This window comes from Pseudomonas sp. B611 (assembly GCF_055407965.1).
This window is the reverse complement of the sequence record NZ_JBUZST010000029.1, coordinates 1-18,331: the sequence shown is the minus strand read 5'-3', so window position 1 is coordinate 18,331 and position 18,331 is coordinate 1. Positions and strand designations below refer to the sequence as shown.

General features: G+C 62.7%; 11 protein-coding genes and 1 pseudogene. 3 read left to right on the top strand and 9 right to left on the bottom strand.

All coding sequences use genetic code 11. The features are described 5' to 3' along the window. The first annotated feature begins 40 nt into the window (after window positions 1-40). Complete coding sequence (locus tag ACZRMO_RS29120; protein ID WP_463975145.1) at window positions 41-355, top strand: SCP2 sterol-binding domain-containing protein; 315 nt, start codon at window positions 41-43, stop codon at window positions 353-355. A gap of 148 nt (window positions 356-503) precedes the next feature. Here ACZRMO_RS29120 and ACZRMO_RS29115 read toward each other — a convergent pair whose 3' ends face one another. Together ACZRMO_RS29115 and ACZRMO_RS29110 are read right to left on the bottom strand one after the other, a co-directional pair. Beyond that, entirely contained in the window at window positions 504-3,140 is a 2,637-nt protein-coding gene (locus ACZRMO_RS29115; RefSeq protein ID WP_463975144.1) for an MGH1-like glycoside hydrolase domain-containing protein, read from the bottom strand. Window positions 3,141-3,208: 68 nt separating this feature from the next. Next, window positions 3,209-4,618, bottom strand: a complete 1,410-nt coding sequence (locus ACZRMO_RS29110; RefSeq protein WP_124526755.1) for an OprD family outer membrane porin — start codon at window positions 4,616-4,618, stop codon at window positions 3,209-3,211. A gap of 289 nt (window positions 4,619-4,907) precedes the next feature. On the opposite strand from ACZRMO_RS29110, the gene hglS reads away from it, so the two are divergent. Then, the gene (gene hglS, locus ACZRMO_RS29105) at window positions 4,908-6,284 is read left to right on the top strand and encodes a 2-oxoadipate dioxygenase/decarboxylase HglS (RefSeq protein WP_463975143.1); all 1,377 of its coding nucleotides are present in this window, start codon (window positions 4,908-4,910) and stop codon (window positions 6,282-6,284) included. A 151-nt stretch (window positions 6,285-6,435) separates the two neighbouring features. Here the strand turns inward: hglS and ACZRMO_RS29100 are convergent, their stop codons facing one another. The 7 genes from ACZRMO_RS29100 to lexA form a co-directional block, all read right to left on the bottom strand. Beyond that, a complete protein-coding gene (locus tag ACZRMO_RS29100; protein WP_463975142.1) occupies window positions 6,436-6,660 on the bottom strand; it encodes a DUF465 domain-containing protein in 225 nt (74 codons plus the stop codon). A gap of 252 nt (window positions 6,661-6,912) precedes the next feature. Next, complete coding sequence (gene uvrA, locus ACZRMO_RS29095) at window positions 6,913-9,420, bottom strand: excinuclease ABC subunit UvrA (protein ID WP_463975141.1); 2,508 nt, start codon at window positions 9,418-9,420, stop codon at window positions 6,913-6,915. A gap of 8 nt (window positions 9,421-9,428) precedes the next feature. Further along, a complete protein-coding gene (locus ACZRMO_RS29090) occupies window positions 9,429-11,129 on the bottom strand; it encodes an ATP-binding protein (protein WP_463975140.1) in 1,701 nt (566 codons plus the stop codon). A gap of 108 nt (window positions 11,130-11,237) precedes the next feature. After that, window positions 11,238-14,330, bottom strand: a complete 3,093-nt coding sequence (locus tag ACZRMO_RS29085; protein WP_463975139.1) for an error-prone DNA polymerase — start codon at window positions 14,328-14,330, stop codon at window positions 11,238-11,240. Next, window positions 14,306-15,721 carry a Y-family DNA polymerase gene (locus ACZRMO_RS29080; RefSeq protein WP_463975138.1) on the bottom strand — a complete coding sequence of 472 codons (1,416 nt, stop codon included), beginning with the start codon at window positions 15,719-15,721 and terminating at the stop codon, window positions 14,306-14,308. The genes ACZRMO_RS29085 and ACZRMO_RS29080 overlap by 25 nt, the downstream gene beginning before the upstream one ends. Window positions 15,722-15,728: 7 nt before the next feature. Next, window positions 15,729-16,343 carry a translesion DNA synthesis-associated protein ImuA gene (gene imuA, locus ACZRMO_RS29075; protein ID WP_463975137.1) on the bottom strand — a complete coding sequence of 205 codons (615 nt, stop codon included), beginning with the start codon at window positions 16,341-16,343 and terminating at the stop codon, window positions 15,729-15,731. After that, a complete protein-coding gene (gene lexA, locus ACZRMO_RS29070) occupies window positions 16,343-16,960 on the bottom strand; it encodes a transcriptional repressor LexA (RefSeq protein ID WP_124526763.1) in 618 nt (205 codons plus the stop codon). Before lexA ends, imuA begins: the two co-directional genes overlap by 1 nt. Before the next feature lie 201 nt (window positions 16,961-17,161). On the opposite strand from lexA, the pseudogene ACZRMO_RS29065 reads away from it, so the two are divergent. Then, window positions 17,162-18,331 (top strand): annotated as a pseudogene (locus tag ACZRMO_RS29065) (type IV secretion protein Rhs); the annotation flags it as partial.

The window sequence follows — 18,331 nt, the reverse complement described above, 5'->3', positions numbered from 1 at the left end:
ACCCCAAGGTCACTGGACTCACCATAAAAGGATCGAAACCATGACTGACGTAGCCAAAGCTGTAGAAGCAATGAAAGCCAAATTCAACCCAGGCGCCGCTGACGGCCTGGACCTGGTATTCGGTTTCCGCATCGACGACACCAAGAACTTCTCCCTGGTTGTCAAAGACAAGACCTGCGAGCTGCAGGAAGGCGAAAACCCAGACGCCCAAGTGACGCTGGTCATGGACAGCGAAACCCTGGAAGGTATCGTTGACGGTTCCACCGACGGCATGCAGGCCTTCATGGGCGGCAAACTGCGCACCGAAGGCGACATGATGTTGGCGATGAAGCTGAGCGAGCTGTTCCCTTCCTGATTCAAGGGCCAGCCTGAATCCCTGTGTGGGAGCGGGCTTGTATGGGAGCGGGCTTGCTCGCGAATGCGGTGTATCAGTACCAGATTCATTGGCTGACACTCCGCATTCGCGAGCAAGCCCGCTCCCACATTTTGATTGGCTGTGATGCTCAGGTTTTGGGCTGTAGCAACAACGCCACCAACGCACTCCACCCCGTCTGATGCGATGCCCCCAACCCGCGCCCGGTCTCGCCATGGAAATACTCGTGGAACAGCACCAGGTCACGGCTCGCCGGGTCCGCTTCCAACTGCGCATACCCCGCCATCGATGGCCGCACCCCCTCCTCATCCCTTAGAAACAACCCCGTCAGCCGCGCGCTGAGGCTGTCAGCCACTTCTTCCAGCGATGCCAGATAACCACTGCCCGTCGGGTACTCCACCGAGAAGTTGTCGGCGTAGTAGCGGTGAAATTCCCGCAGCGATTCGATCAGCATGTAGTTCACCGGCATCCACAACGGCCCGCGCCAATTGGAGTTGCCGCCATACAAGCGCGAATCGGACTCCCCGGGCTGGTAGCGCGCACACAAGGTGTTGCCGTTCATCTTCAATGCCAGCGGCTGCTCGGCAAACGCCTTGGACAATGAACGCACACCAAACGCCGACAAGAACTCAGCCTCGTCGAGCATGCGCCGCAACAGGTCCTTGGTGCGTTCACCCCGCAGCAACGCCAGCAACAGGCGATTGCCCTGGCCCGGTTCATTCCAGCGCGACACCAGCTTGGCCAAGTCGGGCCGATGCTTCATAAACCCCAGCAAACGCTCACGCAACCCTTCCAGGCCTTCATGTTCGTGCTGTTCCAGCACCAACACGGCAAACAGCGGCATCAGCCCGACCATGGAACGCAGGCGTACCGGTTCACTCTGGCCGTCGGGGCGGTGCAGCACGTCGTAGAAAAACTGGTCCTGTTCATCCCACAGGCCTTCGGCGCTGTCATCCACGCGGTTGATGGCCCCGGCGATGTACAAGAAGTGCTCGAAAAACTTCACGCCGATATCCACGTACACCGCATTGCGCTTGGCCAGCTCCAGGGCGATGCGCATCAAGTCCAGCGCATACGCGGCGACCCACGCCGTGCCGTCGGCCTGATCCAGCTGATAACCCGGCGGCAGTGCGGCCGAGCGGTCGAACAAGGCAATATTGTCCAGGCCGAGGAAGCCGCCCTGGAACAGGTTGCGCCCCTCGGCGTCCTTGCGATTGACCCACCAGGAAAAATTCAGCAGCAGTTTGTGGAATATGCGCTCCAGGAAGTCCATGTCGCCTACGCCAGTCAGTGCCTTGTCCTGCTGATACACGCGCCAACTGGCCCAGGCGTGCACGGGCGGGTTGGCGTCGTCGAAGCGCCATTCATACGCCGGCAACTGGCCGTTGGGGTGCATGAAACGATCCTTCACCAGCAGCAACAGCTGTTGCTTGGCGTACGCCGGATCGATCAGCGCCATGGCCACGGCCTGGAAGCCCTGGTCCCAGGAGGCATACCAGGGGTATTCCCAGGTATCGGGCATGGAGAGGATGTCGAAGTTGGACAGGTGCCGCCAATGGGTATTGCGGATATGCAGGCGCTCGGCCGGTGGCGCGGGCTGGGCCGGGTCGCCATCGAGCCATTGGTTCACATCGAAATAGTAGAGCTGCTTGGACCACAGCAAACCGGCCAATGCCTGACGCTGTACGTTGCGTGCGTCCTCAGACGCCATACCCTGTTGCAAGGCCGCGTAGAAATCGTCGGCCTCCTGGCGACGCTGCTCAAACAGCTTGCGCGCGTTGACCTGCACAGCGTCCACCGGTGCAAACCGCAGGTAGAGGATTGTGCTTTGCAGGCCCGCCAATTCGAGGATGAACCGCGCGGCAACCTTGGTGCCGCAGTCATGGCGGATCGCCGACTGGACACCCTCTACCACGTAATCGTTGATCCCATCCTTGAACGGCCCCGGCGCCGGTTGCCCCTCCAGCCGGGGATGGTTGCTTTCGTTTTCACAGAACAACCACTCAACGCCCTGCTCTCCCCACGCGCTGAGATGGCGGTCAGGCAACGCATGATGACGTGCCAGCACGTGGTCGCCGTCCAGCGTCAACTGTGGTTTGGGCGCGCCGACGGTCCAGCTCCAATCATTGCGCGCCCACAACTGGGGCAACACCTGCAACCGCGTCGGCTGGTCCGAGCGGTTATGCACGGTGATGCGCATGAAAATATCATCCGGTTGATGCTTGGCGTATTCGACACTGACATCGCAGTAGCGGTTGTCTTCGAATACGCCGGTATCGAGGATTTCGTACTCGGCGTCAGCCAGCCCACGGCGGGCGTTCTCGGCGATCAGATCCTCGTACGGAAAGACAGCATGGGGGTATTTGTAGAGCATGCGCATGTAGGCATGGCTCGGTACGCCATCGACGAAAAAGTACAGCTCCTTGACGTCTTCACCGTGGTTGCCCTCGGCGTTGTTCAGGCCGAACAGGCGTTCCTTGATGATCCCATCGCGCTCGTTCCACAGGGCCAGGCCCAGGCACCAGCGTTGCGCCTTGTCACTGAACCCCGCCAGGCCGTCCTCGCCCCAACGGTAGGCGCGACTGCGCGCATGGTCATGGGGGAAGTAGGCCCATGCATCGCCATCGGCGCTGTAGTCTTCGCGCACCGTGCCCCATTGGCGTTCGCTCAGGTACGGGCCCCACTCGCGCCAGCGCTCGGCATCTCCGGTTGCCAGGCGTTGGCCTTCGATCGTGTCAGAAATCCGGGTTACGGGCGTGGCCGTCATGGGTCCTCCTGCGCCTACAAGGTGAGGTGCAGTGTAGGGCCCATCCACGCCCGTGTGCACATGAAGGTTTAGAAGATGGCGTAGGTGTAGTTGAAGATCAGGCGGGTTTGATCCTGATCGGCAGTGCCGGTGTTCTTGCCGTGGTAGGTACCGGTACGGAAGGTGGTACCGAAGCCTTTCAGAGGACCGGCCTGCACCACGTAGTCCAGGCGGAAGTCGGCTTCGTTTTCTTTCTGGTCTGGACCACCGGCCACCTTCGCCTTGATGTCCCGGCCATCCAGGTACGCCACGGACGCCTTCAGGCCGGGCACGTAGGCCTTGAAGTCATAGGAGTACTGACCAAAGTTGACCTGCTCGCCCGCCCGGGAGAACTGGCCGACCACGGCGTCGGTGAACAGGTAGAAGTCGCTGCCACCGGCACCTTGTGCGTGCGGATCGGCCAGGCTGCCCTGGTTCACCCACACAAAGCCGCCGTCGTCACCCACCCCGATATGGCCAAGCATCAAGCTGCTGCCGCCCAGTTGGTAGGTGAAGGCCGCACTGTAGGTTTTGTTGTCGACTTCGTTGGCGTGCCTGGCATAGCCGCCGTTGTTGTTGAACTGGTAGCCACTCTGGCCGTTCTTGCCATCGCTGCTGCTGTCGAAGTAGCGCAGGTCGGTCTTGAACGATTGGTCATTGCCCAGCGGCAATACGTGGACCAGGCCGAAGTAGTTCTGTTTGTAGAAGTCTTGCAGTTGGGCGTAGTAGTACTGCAGCGTCAGGTTTTTCGCGACGACGTTGTCGGAAGAACCAAACGGCTTGTAGTCCACCCCGCCGAACTTGAAGCTATCACTGTCGCGCTGACCGCCCGCCACACTCAAACCGGTGGAGTTGCTGGACGCACGGCCTTCGGCACGGTTCAGCTCACCGCCGGTGAAAGTGACGTTGGGAATATCGTTGGAAGTAAGGATGCCACCATCAAAGGTTTGCGGTGCCACGCGGCTGTCGTTGGACACCAGGATCGGCAACACCGGCGCCAAGCCGCCACCCACGTGCAACTCGGTCTGGGAAATGCGGAACTTCACGTTGCCTGCCGCACGCCCAAAGGAGTCAGCCGGTTCAGTGCCGTTGTTCTTGGTCGGGAAGAAGCTGTTGCCGTTGCCCGACAAGCCCGCGCCTGCGGTGTGGCCATCGCCACCGTCCAGGCGCAGGGCGCCGAACGCCATCACGTCAAAACCGACGCCAACGGTGCCTTGGGTGAAACCGGATTTGTAGTCAAACCGCAGCGCGGTGGCGGCTTCGCGCAGGTCGTTGTTGCTGCCCGAGCGGTTGTCAGCGCTGTAGTACATGGTCCGCGAACTGACGGACGCATGGCTGTCTTCAAGGAAACCGCTGTGACCGGTGCCCGTGCCCAGGGAGCCGAGCCCAAAATCATCAGCTAACGCGTGTTGTGCAAGAACGGCGGCGGTGATCGACAACGCCAGTGTAGAAATTTTCATTAACGACGGCCCCTAAACATTTTTTTATGTGTGTGATGTGCAAAACGGCGTTTTCATCCTTGCGAACGTGACGATTCTTTCATGCCGGGTGGGGGCGACTGCGTGAAGAATTAGTTAGGAAAAACAGTGGAAAATGAAATTTTCATCTGGCCGATTTTTGTCATATTCACGTCATCTCATTCATCCAGGGAATGAAGTCCAGAGGATTCTTCGTTTGCAAGTGCGGCGGGCGCTCAACAAAATCCAGAACAAGGCCACTTTCATCGCCACCGTCATCAGGAATTTTTCTATGCCTACCACCGCACATGTCAGCCCCGACGAGATCCGCAAGGGCTTTTCCAAGGCCATGTCCGACATGTACCGAGATGAAGTTCCACTCTATGGCGCACTGATGGCGTTGGTGGCCGAGACCAACACCCGCGTGCTCGACACCCAGCCAGCGCTGGCGCAACAGCTGCAACGCACGGGCGAAATCCAGCGTTTGGACATGGAGCGCCACGGGGCCATCCGCCTGGGCACCGCCTTTGAGCTGGCCACCATCGGCCGCCTGTTTGCGGTGATGGGCATGCAACCGGTGGGCTACTACGACCTGACCCCGGCCGGCGTGCCGGTGCATTCCACCGCGTTTCGTGCGGTGCATGAGCAGGCGTTGCAAACCAGCCCGTTTCGCGTATTCACCTCGTTGCTGCGCCTGGAACTGATCGAAAACCCCGAACTGCGCGCCTTTGCCGAAACCGCCCTGGCCAAACGCAACATCTTCACCGACCGCGCCCTGGCGCTGATCGAACAGGCGGAAGAGGCTGACGGACTCAACGCCGTAGACGCCGAGGAATTTATCCGCGAGGCCCTGGAAACTTTTCGCTGGCACCACGCTGCCACCGTCACCCGAACCCAATACCAGCAACTCAGCGACCAGCACCGCCTGATCGCCGACGTGGTGGCCTTCAAGGGCCCCCATATCAACCACCTGACGCCGCGCACCCTGGACATCGACCAGGTCCAGGCCGCCATGCCCGGCAAAGGCATCACCCCCAAGGCCGTGATCGAAGGCCCACCGCGCCGCCAGTGCCCGATCCTGCTGCGCCAGACCAGCTTCAAGGCCCTCGACGAAGCCATCGCCTTCACCGACGCCCAAGGCAGCCACAGCGCCCGCTTCGGCGAGATCGAACAGCGCGGCGTGGCACTCACCCCCAAAGGCCGCGCCCTGTATGACCAATTATTGAATGCCGCACGCGATGAACTCGGCGCGTTCCCCACTGAAGGCAACGCCACTCGTTATGTGCAATTGATGGAACAGCACTTCCAGGCCTTCCCCGACAACCACGCGCAGATGCGCGAGCAGGGCCTGGCGTACTTCCGCTACTTCGCCACCGCACAAGGCCTGGCGGCACGCGGCAGAGTCGATCAACCGCGCACACTGGAGGCGCTGATCGCAGCAGGTCATGTGGCGGTGGAGCCGTTGGTGTACGAAGATTTCCTGCCGGTGAGTGCGGCGGGGATTTTTCAGTCAAACCTGGGGGATGCGGCGCAGAGTCACTACGCGGCCAACTCGAACAGGGTCGAGTTTGAGAACGCACTGGGGCGGCGGACGATTGATGAGTTGACGCTGTATGAAGAGACGCAGCAGCGGTCGATAGAGGCATGCATTAAAGCGCTGCATGCCTGAAACAAGATACCCACCCAGCTCACCGGCGTAATCCTTACACCGTAAAAGCCCCCAAGAGCCGGGTGGGCGGTGGGCATCATAGGGACTGCGCCGGGCACTGTCCCTATGACAATTCTGAACAAATATGACCTTTCCCCTACAGGAGTATCAGTTAACCCAGCTGCTCCACAATTTTGTCCTTGATCAACAGCCGCTTCTTCTTCAGCTTCTCCACATCCTCATCGCTGGCACTGGCCGCTTCCGCCTTCAACACCTCTTTGTCGGCGTCGTCGTATTGAGTGAGCAGCGAATCCAGACGCTTGTCGCTCGCCCTGCGTTCGTGAATGACGTCCTTGCTCAACCCCAAGTCCTGATACAGGTCGTGTTTCACTGGCATGGCGTACCTCCGCAAGTTGATCAATGGCTTACGCCCTTGAAGCTAGACCATTGCGCGGGGTCTTGTCATGTTTGAGGTCAAGACACTGCTCTAAATGTGGACACTGGCCCGCTCCACAGGTGGATCGGTCCCACGCTCTGCGTGGGAATGCATCCCTGGACGCTCTGCGTCCGTTCTTGAAGGCATGACGCAGAGCGTCATCGGCGGCATTCCCACGCAGAGCGTGGGAACGATCATCATCTGTGCTGTCTGTCAGGGTAGCTCTCGGGCCAAAAATGGCGCAGTGCGGCTGGTTTTGTTTTTGGCCACCGTTTGTGGCGTTCCCTGTACGACCACCTCCCCACCCAAGTCCCCCGCCCCCGGCCCGATGTCGATCACCCAGTCACTCTGCGCCACCACGCGCATCTCATGCTCCACCACAACCACGGTGTGACCGGCGTCCACCAGGTGGTTGAGTTGGCTGAGCAAGCGGTCCACATCCCGTGGATGCAGGCCGGTGGTCGGTTCATCCAGGACGTACAGCGTGGCGCCCCGCGCATTGCGTTGCAGCTCAGTCGCCAGTTTGATGCGCTGCGCCTCGCCGCCCGACAGCTCGGTGGCCGGCTGGCCGAGGCGCAGGTAGCCCAGGCCGATATCGCGCAGCACCTGCAACGAGCGCAACACGCTGGGTTGTTCGGCAAACACTTCGACGGCCTGCTCCACCGTCAGCCCCAGCACCTCGGCGATGCTCAAGCCTTGCCATTGGATCGCCAATGTCTCGGGGTTGTAGCGCGCGCCATGGCAGGTCGGGCACGGTGCGTACACGCTGGGCATAAACAGCAATTCCACGCTGACAAAGCCTTCACCCTCGCAGTTCGGGCAGCGGCCCTTGGCGACGTTGAAGGAGAATTGCCCGGCATCATAACCGCGCTTTTTTGCCGCCGGTGTCGCGGCAAACAGTTTGCGCACGTGGTCGAACAGCCCGGTGTAGGTCGCGAGGTTGGAACGTGGCGTGCGGCCGATGGGTTTCTGGTCCACCTGCACCAGCCGATGGATCTGCTCCAGGCCGGCGCTGATCCGTCCGCCGCTGGTTTGCGGGGCGTCGTCTTCCAGGCTCGGCTCTTCATCGTTTTCGACCACACGACCCAGGCCGCTGCCCACCAGTTCCAGCAGCGCCTGGCTGACCAGGCTGGACTTGCCCGAGCCAGAAATCCCGGTGACCGCCGTAAAGCAGCCCAAGGGGAAATCCACGCTCAGCTCCTTGAGATTGTTGCGCGTCACGCCGTCGAGCTTCAGCCAACCCTGCGGCTCGCGACACACCCGAGGCAAGCCGCTTTTTTCGGCAAACAGATACTCACGGGTCTGTGACGCTTCAATCTGCGCCAACCCCGCCGGTGGCCCGCTGTACAAGACTTGCCCGCCCTGCTCACCCGCCGCTGGCCCCACGTCGATCAACCAATCGGCGCGGCGCATGGTTTCCAGGTCATGTTCCACCACAAACAACGAATTGCCCGCCGCTTTCAACCGTTCCAGCGCGGTGAACAACGCTTCGCCATCGGCTGGATGCAACCCCGCCGACGGTTCATCCAGCACATAGATCACCCCAAATAGTTGCGACCCCAGTTGCGTGGCCAGGCGCAAGCGCTGCAATTCGCCGGACGACAACGTCGGCGTGCTGCGCTCCAGGGACAAATAGCCCAAGCCCAACTCGGTCAAGGTGCTGACCCGCTCCAGCAGATCCTGGGCGATGCGTTGCGCGGCCAGGCGCTTTTCCACCGACAGCTGCATCCTGTCCTGCCCCGCCGCCACCGGCCGCAACAGTTCGGCCAACTGCGTCAACGACAACTGCGACAACTCACCAATGTCCACCCCGGCGAACTTCACCGACAGCGCCGCCTTGTTCAGGCGTTTGCCCTCGCACAACGGGCAGGCGCTGCCCTGCATAAACTGTGACACGCGCTTTTTCATCAGCGCACTTTGGCTGTGGGTGAAGGTGTGCAGGACGTAGCGCCGTGCACCGCTGAAGGTGCCTTGGTAGCTCGGCTCCAGCTTGCGCTTGAGCGCATCGCGGGTCTGCTGCGGGGTAAAACCGGCGTACACCGGTACGGTCGGGGTTTCTTCGGTGAACAGGATCCAGTCGCGCTGCTTTTTCGGCAGCTCGCGCCAAGGAATATCCACGTCATAGCCCAGGGTCACAAGGATGTCGCGCTGGTTCTGGCCCTGCCACGCCAACGGCCAGGAGGCGACTGCGCGCTGGCGAATCGTCAGCGAAGGGTCCGGCACCATCAGCGCCTCGGTCACTTCATACACGCGGCCGAGGCCGTGGCATTGCGGGCACGCGCCCTGGGGCAGGTTGGGCGAAAAATCCTCGGCATACAGCATCGCCTGCCCCGGCGGGTAGCTGCCGGCGCGGGAATAGAGCATGCGGATCAGGCTCGACAAGGTGGTGACGCTGCCCACCGATGAGCGCGCACTCGGCGTGCCGCGCTGTTGTTGCAGGGCCACGGCGGGCGGCAGGCCTTCGATGCTGTCTACATCCGGTACGCCAACCTGGTCGATCAGCCGCCGCGCATACGGCGCCACCGATTCGAAATAACGCCGCTGCGCCTCGGCATACACCGTGGAAAATGCCAGGGACGACTTGCCCGAACCCGACACGCCGGTGAACACCACCAGGGCATCCCGTGGAATATCCACATCGACGTTGCGCAGGTTGTGCTCGCGGGCGCCGCGCACCCGCACGAAACCGTGGAATTGAGGGATGTTGCGCTGTGAAGTCATGGTCAACCTTATCGCGCGGTGAGCACGCTGCGTACCCGTTGCGTCAGGGCTTCGGGGCTGTAGGGTTTGCTCAGCAGGTGAATGTCGGGGCTAAGCAGATGATTGCTGGAAAGAATGTCGCGGGTATGGCCCGAGGTGAACAGTACCCCCACGGGCGGGTTCTGTGTACGGGCCCAGTCGGCCAGGTCCGTACTTTTGACGCGGCCAGGCATGACCACGTCGGTAAAAATCAGGTCCGGCAGCAACCCGCCTTGCAACGCCTGCATGGCGCGGTCGCCGTCTTCGGCGGTGAGCACGGTGTAGCCCGACTGTTGCAGCAGTTCGACCACGGTCAAGCGCACGCCTTCGTTGTCCTCCACCACCAGGATGGTTTCCTGGCCGCCGGCGTGCAGCACCTGGTCAATGTGCACATCGAGACTTTCCGGCTCCAGGCTGTGGGGAAAATACATCTGCACCACCGTGCCCTTGCCCTCCTCGCTCCACATCTCCACATGCCCGCCACTTTGGCGCACAAACCCAAACACCATGCTCAGGCCCAGGCCGGTGCCGTGGCCTTCGCGCTTGGTGGTGAAGAACGGCTCGAACGCACGCTTGAGGGTGACCGGGGACATGCCAACCCCCGTGTCAGTGACCGCCAAGCGCACATACTCGCCCGGCTTGATGCTTTTACCCGCGCAATCGGCGGGGTTGAGAATGATGTTTTCCCCGGTGATCCGGATCACGCCCTCGCCTTTCATCGCATCGCGGGCATTGATTGCCAGGTTGAGCAGCGCATTTTCCAGCTGGTTGCGATCGACATTGATAAACCAGGCATCCTGGGGCATTTGCACGTCGATATGGATGGTTTCCCCCAGCGCCCGTTGCAGCAACTCCCCCAAGCCCGCATAGATGCGTTGCGGGTTGTACACGGCAGGCGACAACGGTTGGCGCCGGGCAAACGCGAGCAGTTGCGCCGACAGCTTGGCCCCGCGCTCCACGGCCGCAATCGCCGCCGCCACACGGCGCTGCACCTGGGCGTTGTCCGGCTCATGGCGCGCCAGCAGGTGCAGGTTGCCGGCGATCACTTGCAGCAGGTTGTTGAAGTCGTGGGCCACGCCACCGGTGAGGCCGCCGATGGCTTCCAGTTTTTGTGACTGGCGCAACTGCTCCTCGGCGGCGGAGCGTGCCTGCACTTCGGCGGCCACGCGCTGTTCCAGGTTGTGGGTGAGTTCCTGGCGCACGCGCTCGGAATGCACATGCTCGGTGGTCTCCACCACGATCGCCAACACCCCGGCCGGCTGCTGGTCATCGCCGGCCACTGGGCTGTAGTAGAGGTCCAGCCATACGGTTTCCGGCTGGCCGTTGCGCAGCAGCACCAGGTCCTTGTTGTTGAACGACAAGGTGCCGCCCGCCAAACAGGTGTCCACCACATGCCGGTTGAACTCGGCGACCTCCGGCCAACCCAGCTCCACCGGCGTGCCCAGCAGGTACGGGTGGCGGCCGCCGGCAAACCGCGAATAACTGTCGTTGTAGATCATGTAGCCCAGCCGCCCCCACAGCATCACCATGGGCACGGGGGACGCCAGCAGCATCTGCACGTTGCAGGCCAGGCTGGTGGACCAGCGGTCAATCGGCCCAAGGTCGGTGGCCGACCAATCGAACGCGCGGATGCGCTGGGCCATTTCGCCGGCCCAGCCTTCACAGCCGTGAGGGTTGGATAAAAACTGCATCGGTTGGCTCTGTGCGCAAAGAAGACATCGTTAAGTTTGGAGCGCTGCAAACGTAGATGGTTTCACCGCATGTACGTTAGGCGCTAAACCGCGCAGCCACCACCGCCCTCAGTGAAAATCCCGGCTGCGCACATTGATCCCGTCCAGCAGCGGCGTGAGGTCGGTCAAGCGCCCGGCGATCAAGTGCCGCACCTCGCCCACCGCTTCCCAACGCCCGTCCACTTTCAGCAGCCGCGAGCCCACCAGTGCCTGGCGCTGGCGCTCGGCCAGGTCGCGCCAGACCACCACATTGAGGTTGCCGAACTCGTCTTCCAGGGTGACAAAGGTCACCCCGCTCGCCGTGCCGGGACGCTGACGACCGGTGACCAACCCGGCGATGCTGACATTGCGCCCATGCTCCACCGCCATCAGCTCCTCGGAACTGCGGCAGCGCCGCCGGCGCAATTCAGCGCGCAGCAACGCCAGCGGATGCGGGCCCAGGGTGGTGCCGACCGTCGCGTAATCCGCCTGCACGTCCTCGCCCACCGTCGGCGCTGGCAGTTCGACCGGCGTTTCGTCGGGACTGGGCAGGCCGGCAAACAGCCCGAGTTGCTTGTGCACCCCGGCCACCTCCCAACGCGCCGTATGCCGGTTGCCCGCCAAGGCACGCAAGGCGCCGGCATCCGCCAGCAACGCCTGGGTGCGGGCATCCAACCCGGCGCGTTCGTCCAGGTCGGCAATGTCGCTGAACAGGCGACGTTGGCGCGCCGCCTCGATGCGCCGCCCATCCTCTTCGCGAAACCCCGCGATCATGCGCAAGCCCATGCGAATCGCCGGTTGCGCGCCGTCGATGGGCTCCAGGCTGCAATCCCAGTCACTGGCCTGCACATCCACCGGGCGGATCTGCAAGTGATGGCGCCGCGCGTCTTGCAGGATCTGGTCCGGGCTGTAGAAGCCCATGGGCCAACTGTTGATCAGCGCACAGGCGAACGCCGCCGGTTCGTGGCACTTGAGCCAGCAACTGGCGTAGGTCAGCAAGGCGAAACTGGCCGCGTGGGATTCGGGAAAGCCATAACTGCCAAAGCCCTTGATCTGCTCGAAGATCTGCGCGGCAAAGGCTTCGCTGTAGCCGTTTTTCAACATGCCCGTGCGCAGGCGCGCCTGATGCGGCTCCAGGCCGCCGTGACGCTTCCACGCCGCCATGGAACGGCGCAACTGGTCCGCCTCGCCGGGGCCGTAATCGGCGGCAACCATGGCGATTTGCATGACCTGTTCCTGGAACAGCGGAATGCCCAGGGTGCGTTCCAGCACCGCTTTCAGCTCCGGCGAGGGATAGGTGGTCTCTTCTTCCTTGTTCCGCCGCCGCAGGTACGGATGCACCATGCCGCCCTGGATAGGCCCCGGGCGCACAATCGCCACTTCGATCACAAGGTCGTAGAACGTCTGCGGTTTCAAGCGCGGCAACATCGACATCTGCGCCCGCGACTCGATCTGGAACACGCCGATGGTGTCGGCCTTGCTGATCATCGCGTAGGTGGCCGGGTCTTCCTTGGGAATACTCGCCAACGCCAGGTCCAGATGACGATGGCGGCGCAACAGGTCGAAGCAACGGCGGATCGCACTGAGCATGCCAAGGGCGAGAATATCCACCTTGAGCAGGCCGACGGCGTCAAGGTCGTCCTTGTCCCACTGGATGATGGTGCGCTCGGCCATGGCGGCGTTTTCCACCGGCACCAGGGTGTCCAGCGGGTATTCGGAAATCACGAAGCCGCCGGGGTGCTGGGACAGGTGCCGGGGGAAACCGATCAATTGCTGGGTCAGCGTCAGCACTCGGCGCAGGATCGGGCTGTCAGGGTCGAAGCCGCCTTCGCGCAGACGCTCCAGGGGCGGCGCTTCGTCGCTCCAGCGCCCGCAGCACTCGGCCAGCGCGTTGACCTGGTCCGGTGGCAAGCCCAAGGCCTTGGCCACATCGCGCACGGCGCCGGCGCCGTGGTAACTGCTGACCACCGCCGTCAACGCCGCACGCGTGCGGCCGTAGCGCTGGAACACGTACTGCAGCACTTCTTCGCGGCGCTCGTGTTCGAAGTCCACGTCGATATCCGGCGGCTCGTTGCGCTCGCGCGACAGGAAACGCTCGAACAGCATGCTCGTCAGGCTCGGGTTGATCTCGGTGATGCCCAAGGCAAAACACACCGCCGAGTTGGCCGCCGAGCCCCGGCCCTGGCACAGGATCGAGCGGCTGCGGGCGAAGCGCACGATGTCGTGCACGGTGAGGAAGTAGCTTTCGTAGCCCAGCTCGCTGATCAGCTCCAGCTCGTTGTTGATCTGCTGCAAGGTCTTTGCATCGACGCCCTGGGGCCAGCGCTGGGCGATGCCCTCTTCGGTCACGGCGCGCAGCCAGGATTTGGCGTCATGGCCGGCGGGCACCAGCTCGCGCGGGTAGTGGTAGCGCAACTGGCTGAGGTCGAAGGTGCAACGGCGAGCGATGGTTTCAGTTTCGTCGAGCAAGGCTTGCGGGTACAACGCGGCCAGGGCGTCGAGGCTGCGCAGGTGCCGCTCGCCGTTGGGATGCAGGCGCGTGCCGGCTTCGGCCACCGGCACGTGATGGCGGATGGCGGTCATGGTGTCTTGCAGGGCGCGGCGGCCACGGGCATGCATGTGTACATCGCCGCAAGCGACGACGGGGAGTTGCAGGCTGGCGGCCAGTTGCAGGCGTTGTTGCAAGTGGCGCGCATCGTCCTGGCCACAATGCAGCTGCACCGCCAGCCACAGGCGTTCGGCGAAGGTGTGGCGCAGCCATTGGATATCGGCCTGGGTGTCGTGATCTGCGGCGATCCACAGCGCCAACAGGCCGGGCAGCGGCTGGTCGAAGTCTTCTTGCAGCAAGCGATAACTGCCCTTTTCAGCACGGCGCCGGGCCAGGGTGATCAAGCGACACAGCTGCTGGTAGCCGCTGAGGTTTTCCACCAACAGCACCACTTTCGGGCCGTTCTCGATGCGCATCTCGCTGCCGATAATCAGCGGCAGCTCCACCGCTTTCGCCGCCTGCCACGCCCGCACAATGCCCGCCAGCGTGCATTCATCGGTGATCGCCAGGGCGCTGTAGCCTTGGCGCTTGGCCCGCTCGAACAGCTCCAGCGCCGTGGACGCACCGCGCTGGAAGCTGAAATTCGACAGGCAATGCAGCTCGGCGTAACTCATGCAAACCAGCCTTGCAGCCACAGCCCATCGTTGTGGCCCACGGTGCGATAGGCCCAGCCTTGTTGGCCGGCGCGGGTCTGGATCAGGTAGTAGTCGCGGCGGATATCCGCGCCGTCCCACCAGCCGGATTCGATGCGCTCCGGGCCCATGAGGATCTGGAGGCCCTGCTCGGCGAGCAAGGTCGGTTCGCTCAGCAACCAGCCGGGGCGCTGGACTTTATCCAGGGTTGGGCTGGGGCGACTGTCGGCCACCGCTTGCCAGGCGCATTCGGGGCGATGGTCGGCGTGAAAACGCAGGCCCTGTACCGCTTCATCCCCCAGCCGTGCGCGCAGACGTTCGCGCAATTGCTCCCAGGGCAGGGTTTGGTGCGGGCGGTCGTCGAACAGGTCCTGGCGTTGCGGCACAAACACCGGTAGATCCTCGGCCACCAGGCGAAAGCCGCGCACGGGCGAGGTGACTTGCACTTGCTCCAGGCGGCCACGGGCCAGTTCAAACAGCATCGCCGGTTCACGCTCGGCGCTGAGCAGGCCGACCTTGATCACGCTGTCGGGCGCCTGGGCATGCTCCAGGTGCAGGTCAAAACGCTGCACGCCACTGTCACGCCCACAGAGGAAGGCGGACAAATCGCCGGTCAAGCGGCGCAAGGGAAACAGCAGCGCTTGATGGGATTGCACATCGAAATTCAACTCGATGCGCACATCGAACTGATCCGGTGGCTGATAAAACGCCAGGGCCAACGGGCGCTGCCCGCTCAGGGCGTCCAGGTGCTTGAGCAGGCTGGCGTCAAAGCGTCGCGCCAGAGTATGCCGGGGCAACGCCTGCACTTGGGCCAGGGTGCGCAGGCCCATGCGCGACAAGGCTGTGGCCGCCTGCGGGTCAAGGCCGGCGCGGTCGATGGGCAGCGGCGCCAGGGCTTGCATCAAGCGTTCATCATCGGCCACGGCCAGGCCGTCGTAGAGATTGGCCAGCACCCGCGCCGCAGCCGGGTTGGGCGCGGCGACGATGCGGTGACGAAAGCCCAGCTCCGTCAGTTCCGCGCGCAAGCGCGCTTCGAACTGCGGCCACGGGCCAAACAAACCCAGGCTCGATTCGATCTCGAACAACAAGGCGCGCGGGTAATACAGGCTGACCTGGGAGCTGAAGCGATAGGCCCAGGCCGCGAGGAATTGCTGCCAGCGCTCGATCTCGGCGGGGTCGTATTCGGCACTGGCAAACGTCTTGGCCAGGGCATGGGCCGCCGTCAGCGACTGGCCGGGGCGCAGGCCCAGGGCGCGGGCGGCGTCATTGACGGTTTGCAGCACCCGGCGCTGCGGCGTACCGGCCAGCAGGGCCAGGGGCTGGTCCGGTTCGGGATGCACGCGCTGCACCCCGTCCAGCGCCAATTGCGGGAAGACAATACACACCCAGCGCATGCCAACCTCAGTGCCCGGCCAGGGCAATCGGCGCCGGATGGGCCCGGCCGCCACGGCACTTGAGCACCCGCACTTGCGCGGGTTTCGCTTCAACCGCCAGACGCAAAGCAGCGGGCGATGAATTGATCGCCTCGCTCAAAGAGCGCCAGGCAAACGCCAGGGTCTGCCCGGTTTCCGCCGCCACCTGCAAGCGCCGCAACGCACGATCATCGGCCTTGCGCGGCCAACACAACACCGCGCCGCAACTGCCGGAGCGCAGGCATTGCTCCACCGCCCACAGCGCATCACGCTCCTCGGCCTGGATCACCGAGAGCAGGCGCAAATCCACCCCGGCGTTCTGCCAGGCGTGGGGATACGGCGTGTAGGGCGGCGCCACCAACACAATGCGCTCGCCAGCCTTGGATAAGCGCGCCAGGGTGGGCAGTACCAATTGCAACTCGCCGACGCCCTCCTTGGCCATGAGGATTTCACTCAAGGCCGCCTCCGGCCAACCGCCGCTGGGCAACACCGCGTCCAACCCCGCAAGCCCGGTGGGATGCACGCTGGCCGGTGGCGCGGCGGGTCTGCCTTTCCAGACGCGGCCGCCATTGAACAGCGTGTCCAACGCAACGACGGCGCCCATCAGCCTTGCCTCACCAAACCGCAGAACACCCCTTCGATCGCCAGGTCCTGGTCAGGCTTGACCACGATGGGTTGATACGCAGGGTTGCGCGGCAACAAGCGCACGCTGTCGCCATGGCGTTCGAAACGCTTGATGGTCACTTCACCGTCCAGGCGCGCCACCACAATCTGCCCGTTCAAGGCTTCGGCGCTGCGGCGTACACCCACCAGGTCGCCGTCGAGAATGCCGTCTTCGATCATCGAATCGCCCTGCACCCGCAGCAGGTAGTCCGGGGTTTTCGCGAAGGTGGCGGGGTCCAGTTGCAGGCGGCTGTGCACGTCGGCATCGGCACCAATCGGCAAGCCCGCCGCGACACGACCAAGCACCGGCACATCCAGCCACTCCGGCCGCGGCGGCTGGTTGAGCAAGCGAATACCACGCGCCTGATTGGGGTTGACCTCGATAAAACCGGCTTCGGTCAACGCCAGCACATGCTTGCGCGCCACGCTGCGCGAGGCAAAACCGAACGCCTCGGCGATCTCGGCGAGGCTGGGGGGCTGGCCTTGTTGCGCGATACGGTCGCGGATGAAGGTCAGGATGGCGGTACGGCGAGGGGTTAGAGTCGTCATGGAGTACATTTGTACTCCTGTGGGAAATTTCTGACAATAGCCGCCAGTCGCAAGAGGGAACACAAGCGCTGTCGAAACGTCCCACGCAACCGCCGGATTAGCTCTACTGCCCTGCCCTGGGAACGCCTGCAAAGTCCTTCGCCTGATTTCACCGTGCGAGGGATTGCAGATGGATGTTGTTGTGAATGCTCTGAATGCTGGGGCTGTCGCTTGACTCCGGTCATCGCCAGCTTTGTCCTGGCCCCAATGGATGGCGAAAAGCCGGATGTCGAAAGCGTCCTACGCGATTTCCGCAATTGCCTGAACACCTTCGATAAATGGGCTGATAACTACTGGACTCGCTCGGCGCTGGAAGTCGAGCAGGTATTCAAGGTTGGCGAAGAGGTCACTCTCGTCGCACCGGCGTCGTCAGAAAAGCCCAGTCGTACGACTGCCGTCTGCAAGGCCCAAGGCTCGCTGACCCTGGTGCACATGTTCGAAAGCACGCGGTTCGTGCCCATCGGCAACACACCGGTGATGCTGCAAGCGCTTGCGCAGGACAAAAGCCCGATAGGTGCGCCTATCCCACACACCATCGGCCCCAGCGGGATTCTTGAAATCAAGGACTGCACCCGCGACCAGCTCTACCAAATCACCTTTTATCCCAACGTTTCCAAGGATCACGTCAAGGCGCTGTATGCGTCTTATCAGTCGGTGATCAGCGGGCTGGAAAGTCAGCTGCGCGATGAGTGGACAAAGACCTTCAAAGCCCAATGGGACACCTTTGCCAACGCCACGCCTTTAGAGCGCAGTGTGAAGCAAGGCATTGGGTTTACGACGGGGTTTGGCAGTGCGCTCTACAACCTTTGGGGCAATTTCACACAACTGTACGAACTGCTGAGTGACCTCAAGGCCAACAGCAAGAAGTTGCTGAAATTCATGTCCGAAAGCGAACTGAATCAGCTGCTGGCACTGGGCAAGGACGCGCTCGCCAAGGGTCTGTTGGTGCTCAGTGATGAACCACTGCTGTTCATCTATCTGTCAGCGGCGGTCAGCTGGATACGCATGCTGCCGCCGCCGCAGATGTACGAATTGCTGGGCAAGATCACCGGCGAAGTGCTGATCAATCTGCTTCTGGTGTGGGCAACGCGGGGCATGGGGGTGCAGATACGTCTGGGTGCCCAGGTATTGGAGCGCATCAAGTCTGCTCAAGCGCGTAAGTGGTTGCAGATGTTGGCTGATCAGGTAGTGGGGCCGAAGTTGGATGCGCATGTCGAGGCGTCGAAGCCGTTGTTGCTGGGGGGGCCGGCGACGGCGATCAAGACGATCCCGGATGCGCCGTTGAAGGCTGGGGATCAGTTGGTTTCGAATCCGGTGCCGGTGGTGCGGGGCAAGGTTAAA

Bases quoted from the DNA above. Each gene is read 5' to 3' on its own strand.
- ACZRMO_RS29120 (WP_463975145.1), top strand. From the start codon at position 41: ATGACTGACGTAGCCAAAGCTGTAGAAGCAATGAAAGCCAAATTCAAC.
- imuA (WP_463975137.1), bottom strand. From the start codon at position 16,343: ATGGGCGCCGTCGTTGCGTTGGACACGCTGTTCAATGGCGGCCGCGTC.
- ACZRMO_RS29100 (WP_463975142.1), bottom strand. From the start codon at position 6,660: ATGCCAGTGAAACACGACCTGTATCAGGACTTGGGGTTGAGCAAGGAC.
- lexA (WP_124526763.1), bottom strand. From the start codon at position 16,960: ATGTACTCCATGACGACTCTAACCCCTCGCCGTACCGCCATCCTGACC.
- ACZRMO_RS29080 (WP_463975138.1), bottom strand. From the start codon at position 15,721: ATGCGCTGGGTGTGTATTGTCTTCCCGCAATTGGCGCTGGACGGGGTG.
- ACZRMO_RS29115 (WP_463975144.1), bottom strand. From the start codon at position 3,140: ATGACGGCCACGCCCGTAACCCGGATTTCTGACACGATCGAAGGCCAA.
- uvrA (WP_463975141.1), bottom strand. From the start codon at position 9,420: ATGACTTCACAGCGCAACATCCCTCAATTCCACGGTTTCGTGCGGGTG.
- ACZRMO_RS29110 (WP_124526755.1), bottom strand. From the start codon at position 4,618: ATGAAAATTTCTACACTGGCGTTGTCGATCACCGCCGCCGTTCTTGCA.
- ACZRMO_RS29090 (WP_463975140.1), bottom strand. From the start codon at position 11,129: ATGCAGTTTTTATCCAACCCTCACGGCTGTGAAGGCTGGGCCGGCGAA.
- hglS (WP_463975143.1), top strand. From the start codon at position 4,908: ATGCCTACCACCGCACATGTCAGCCCCGACGAGATCCGCAAGGGCTTT.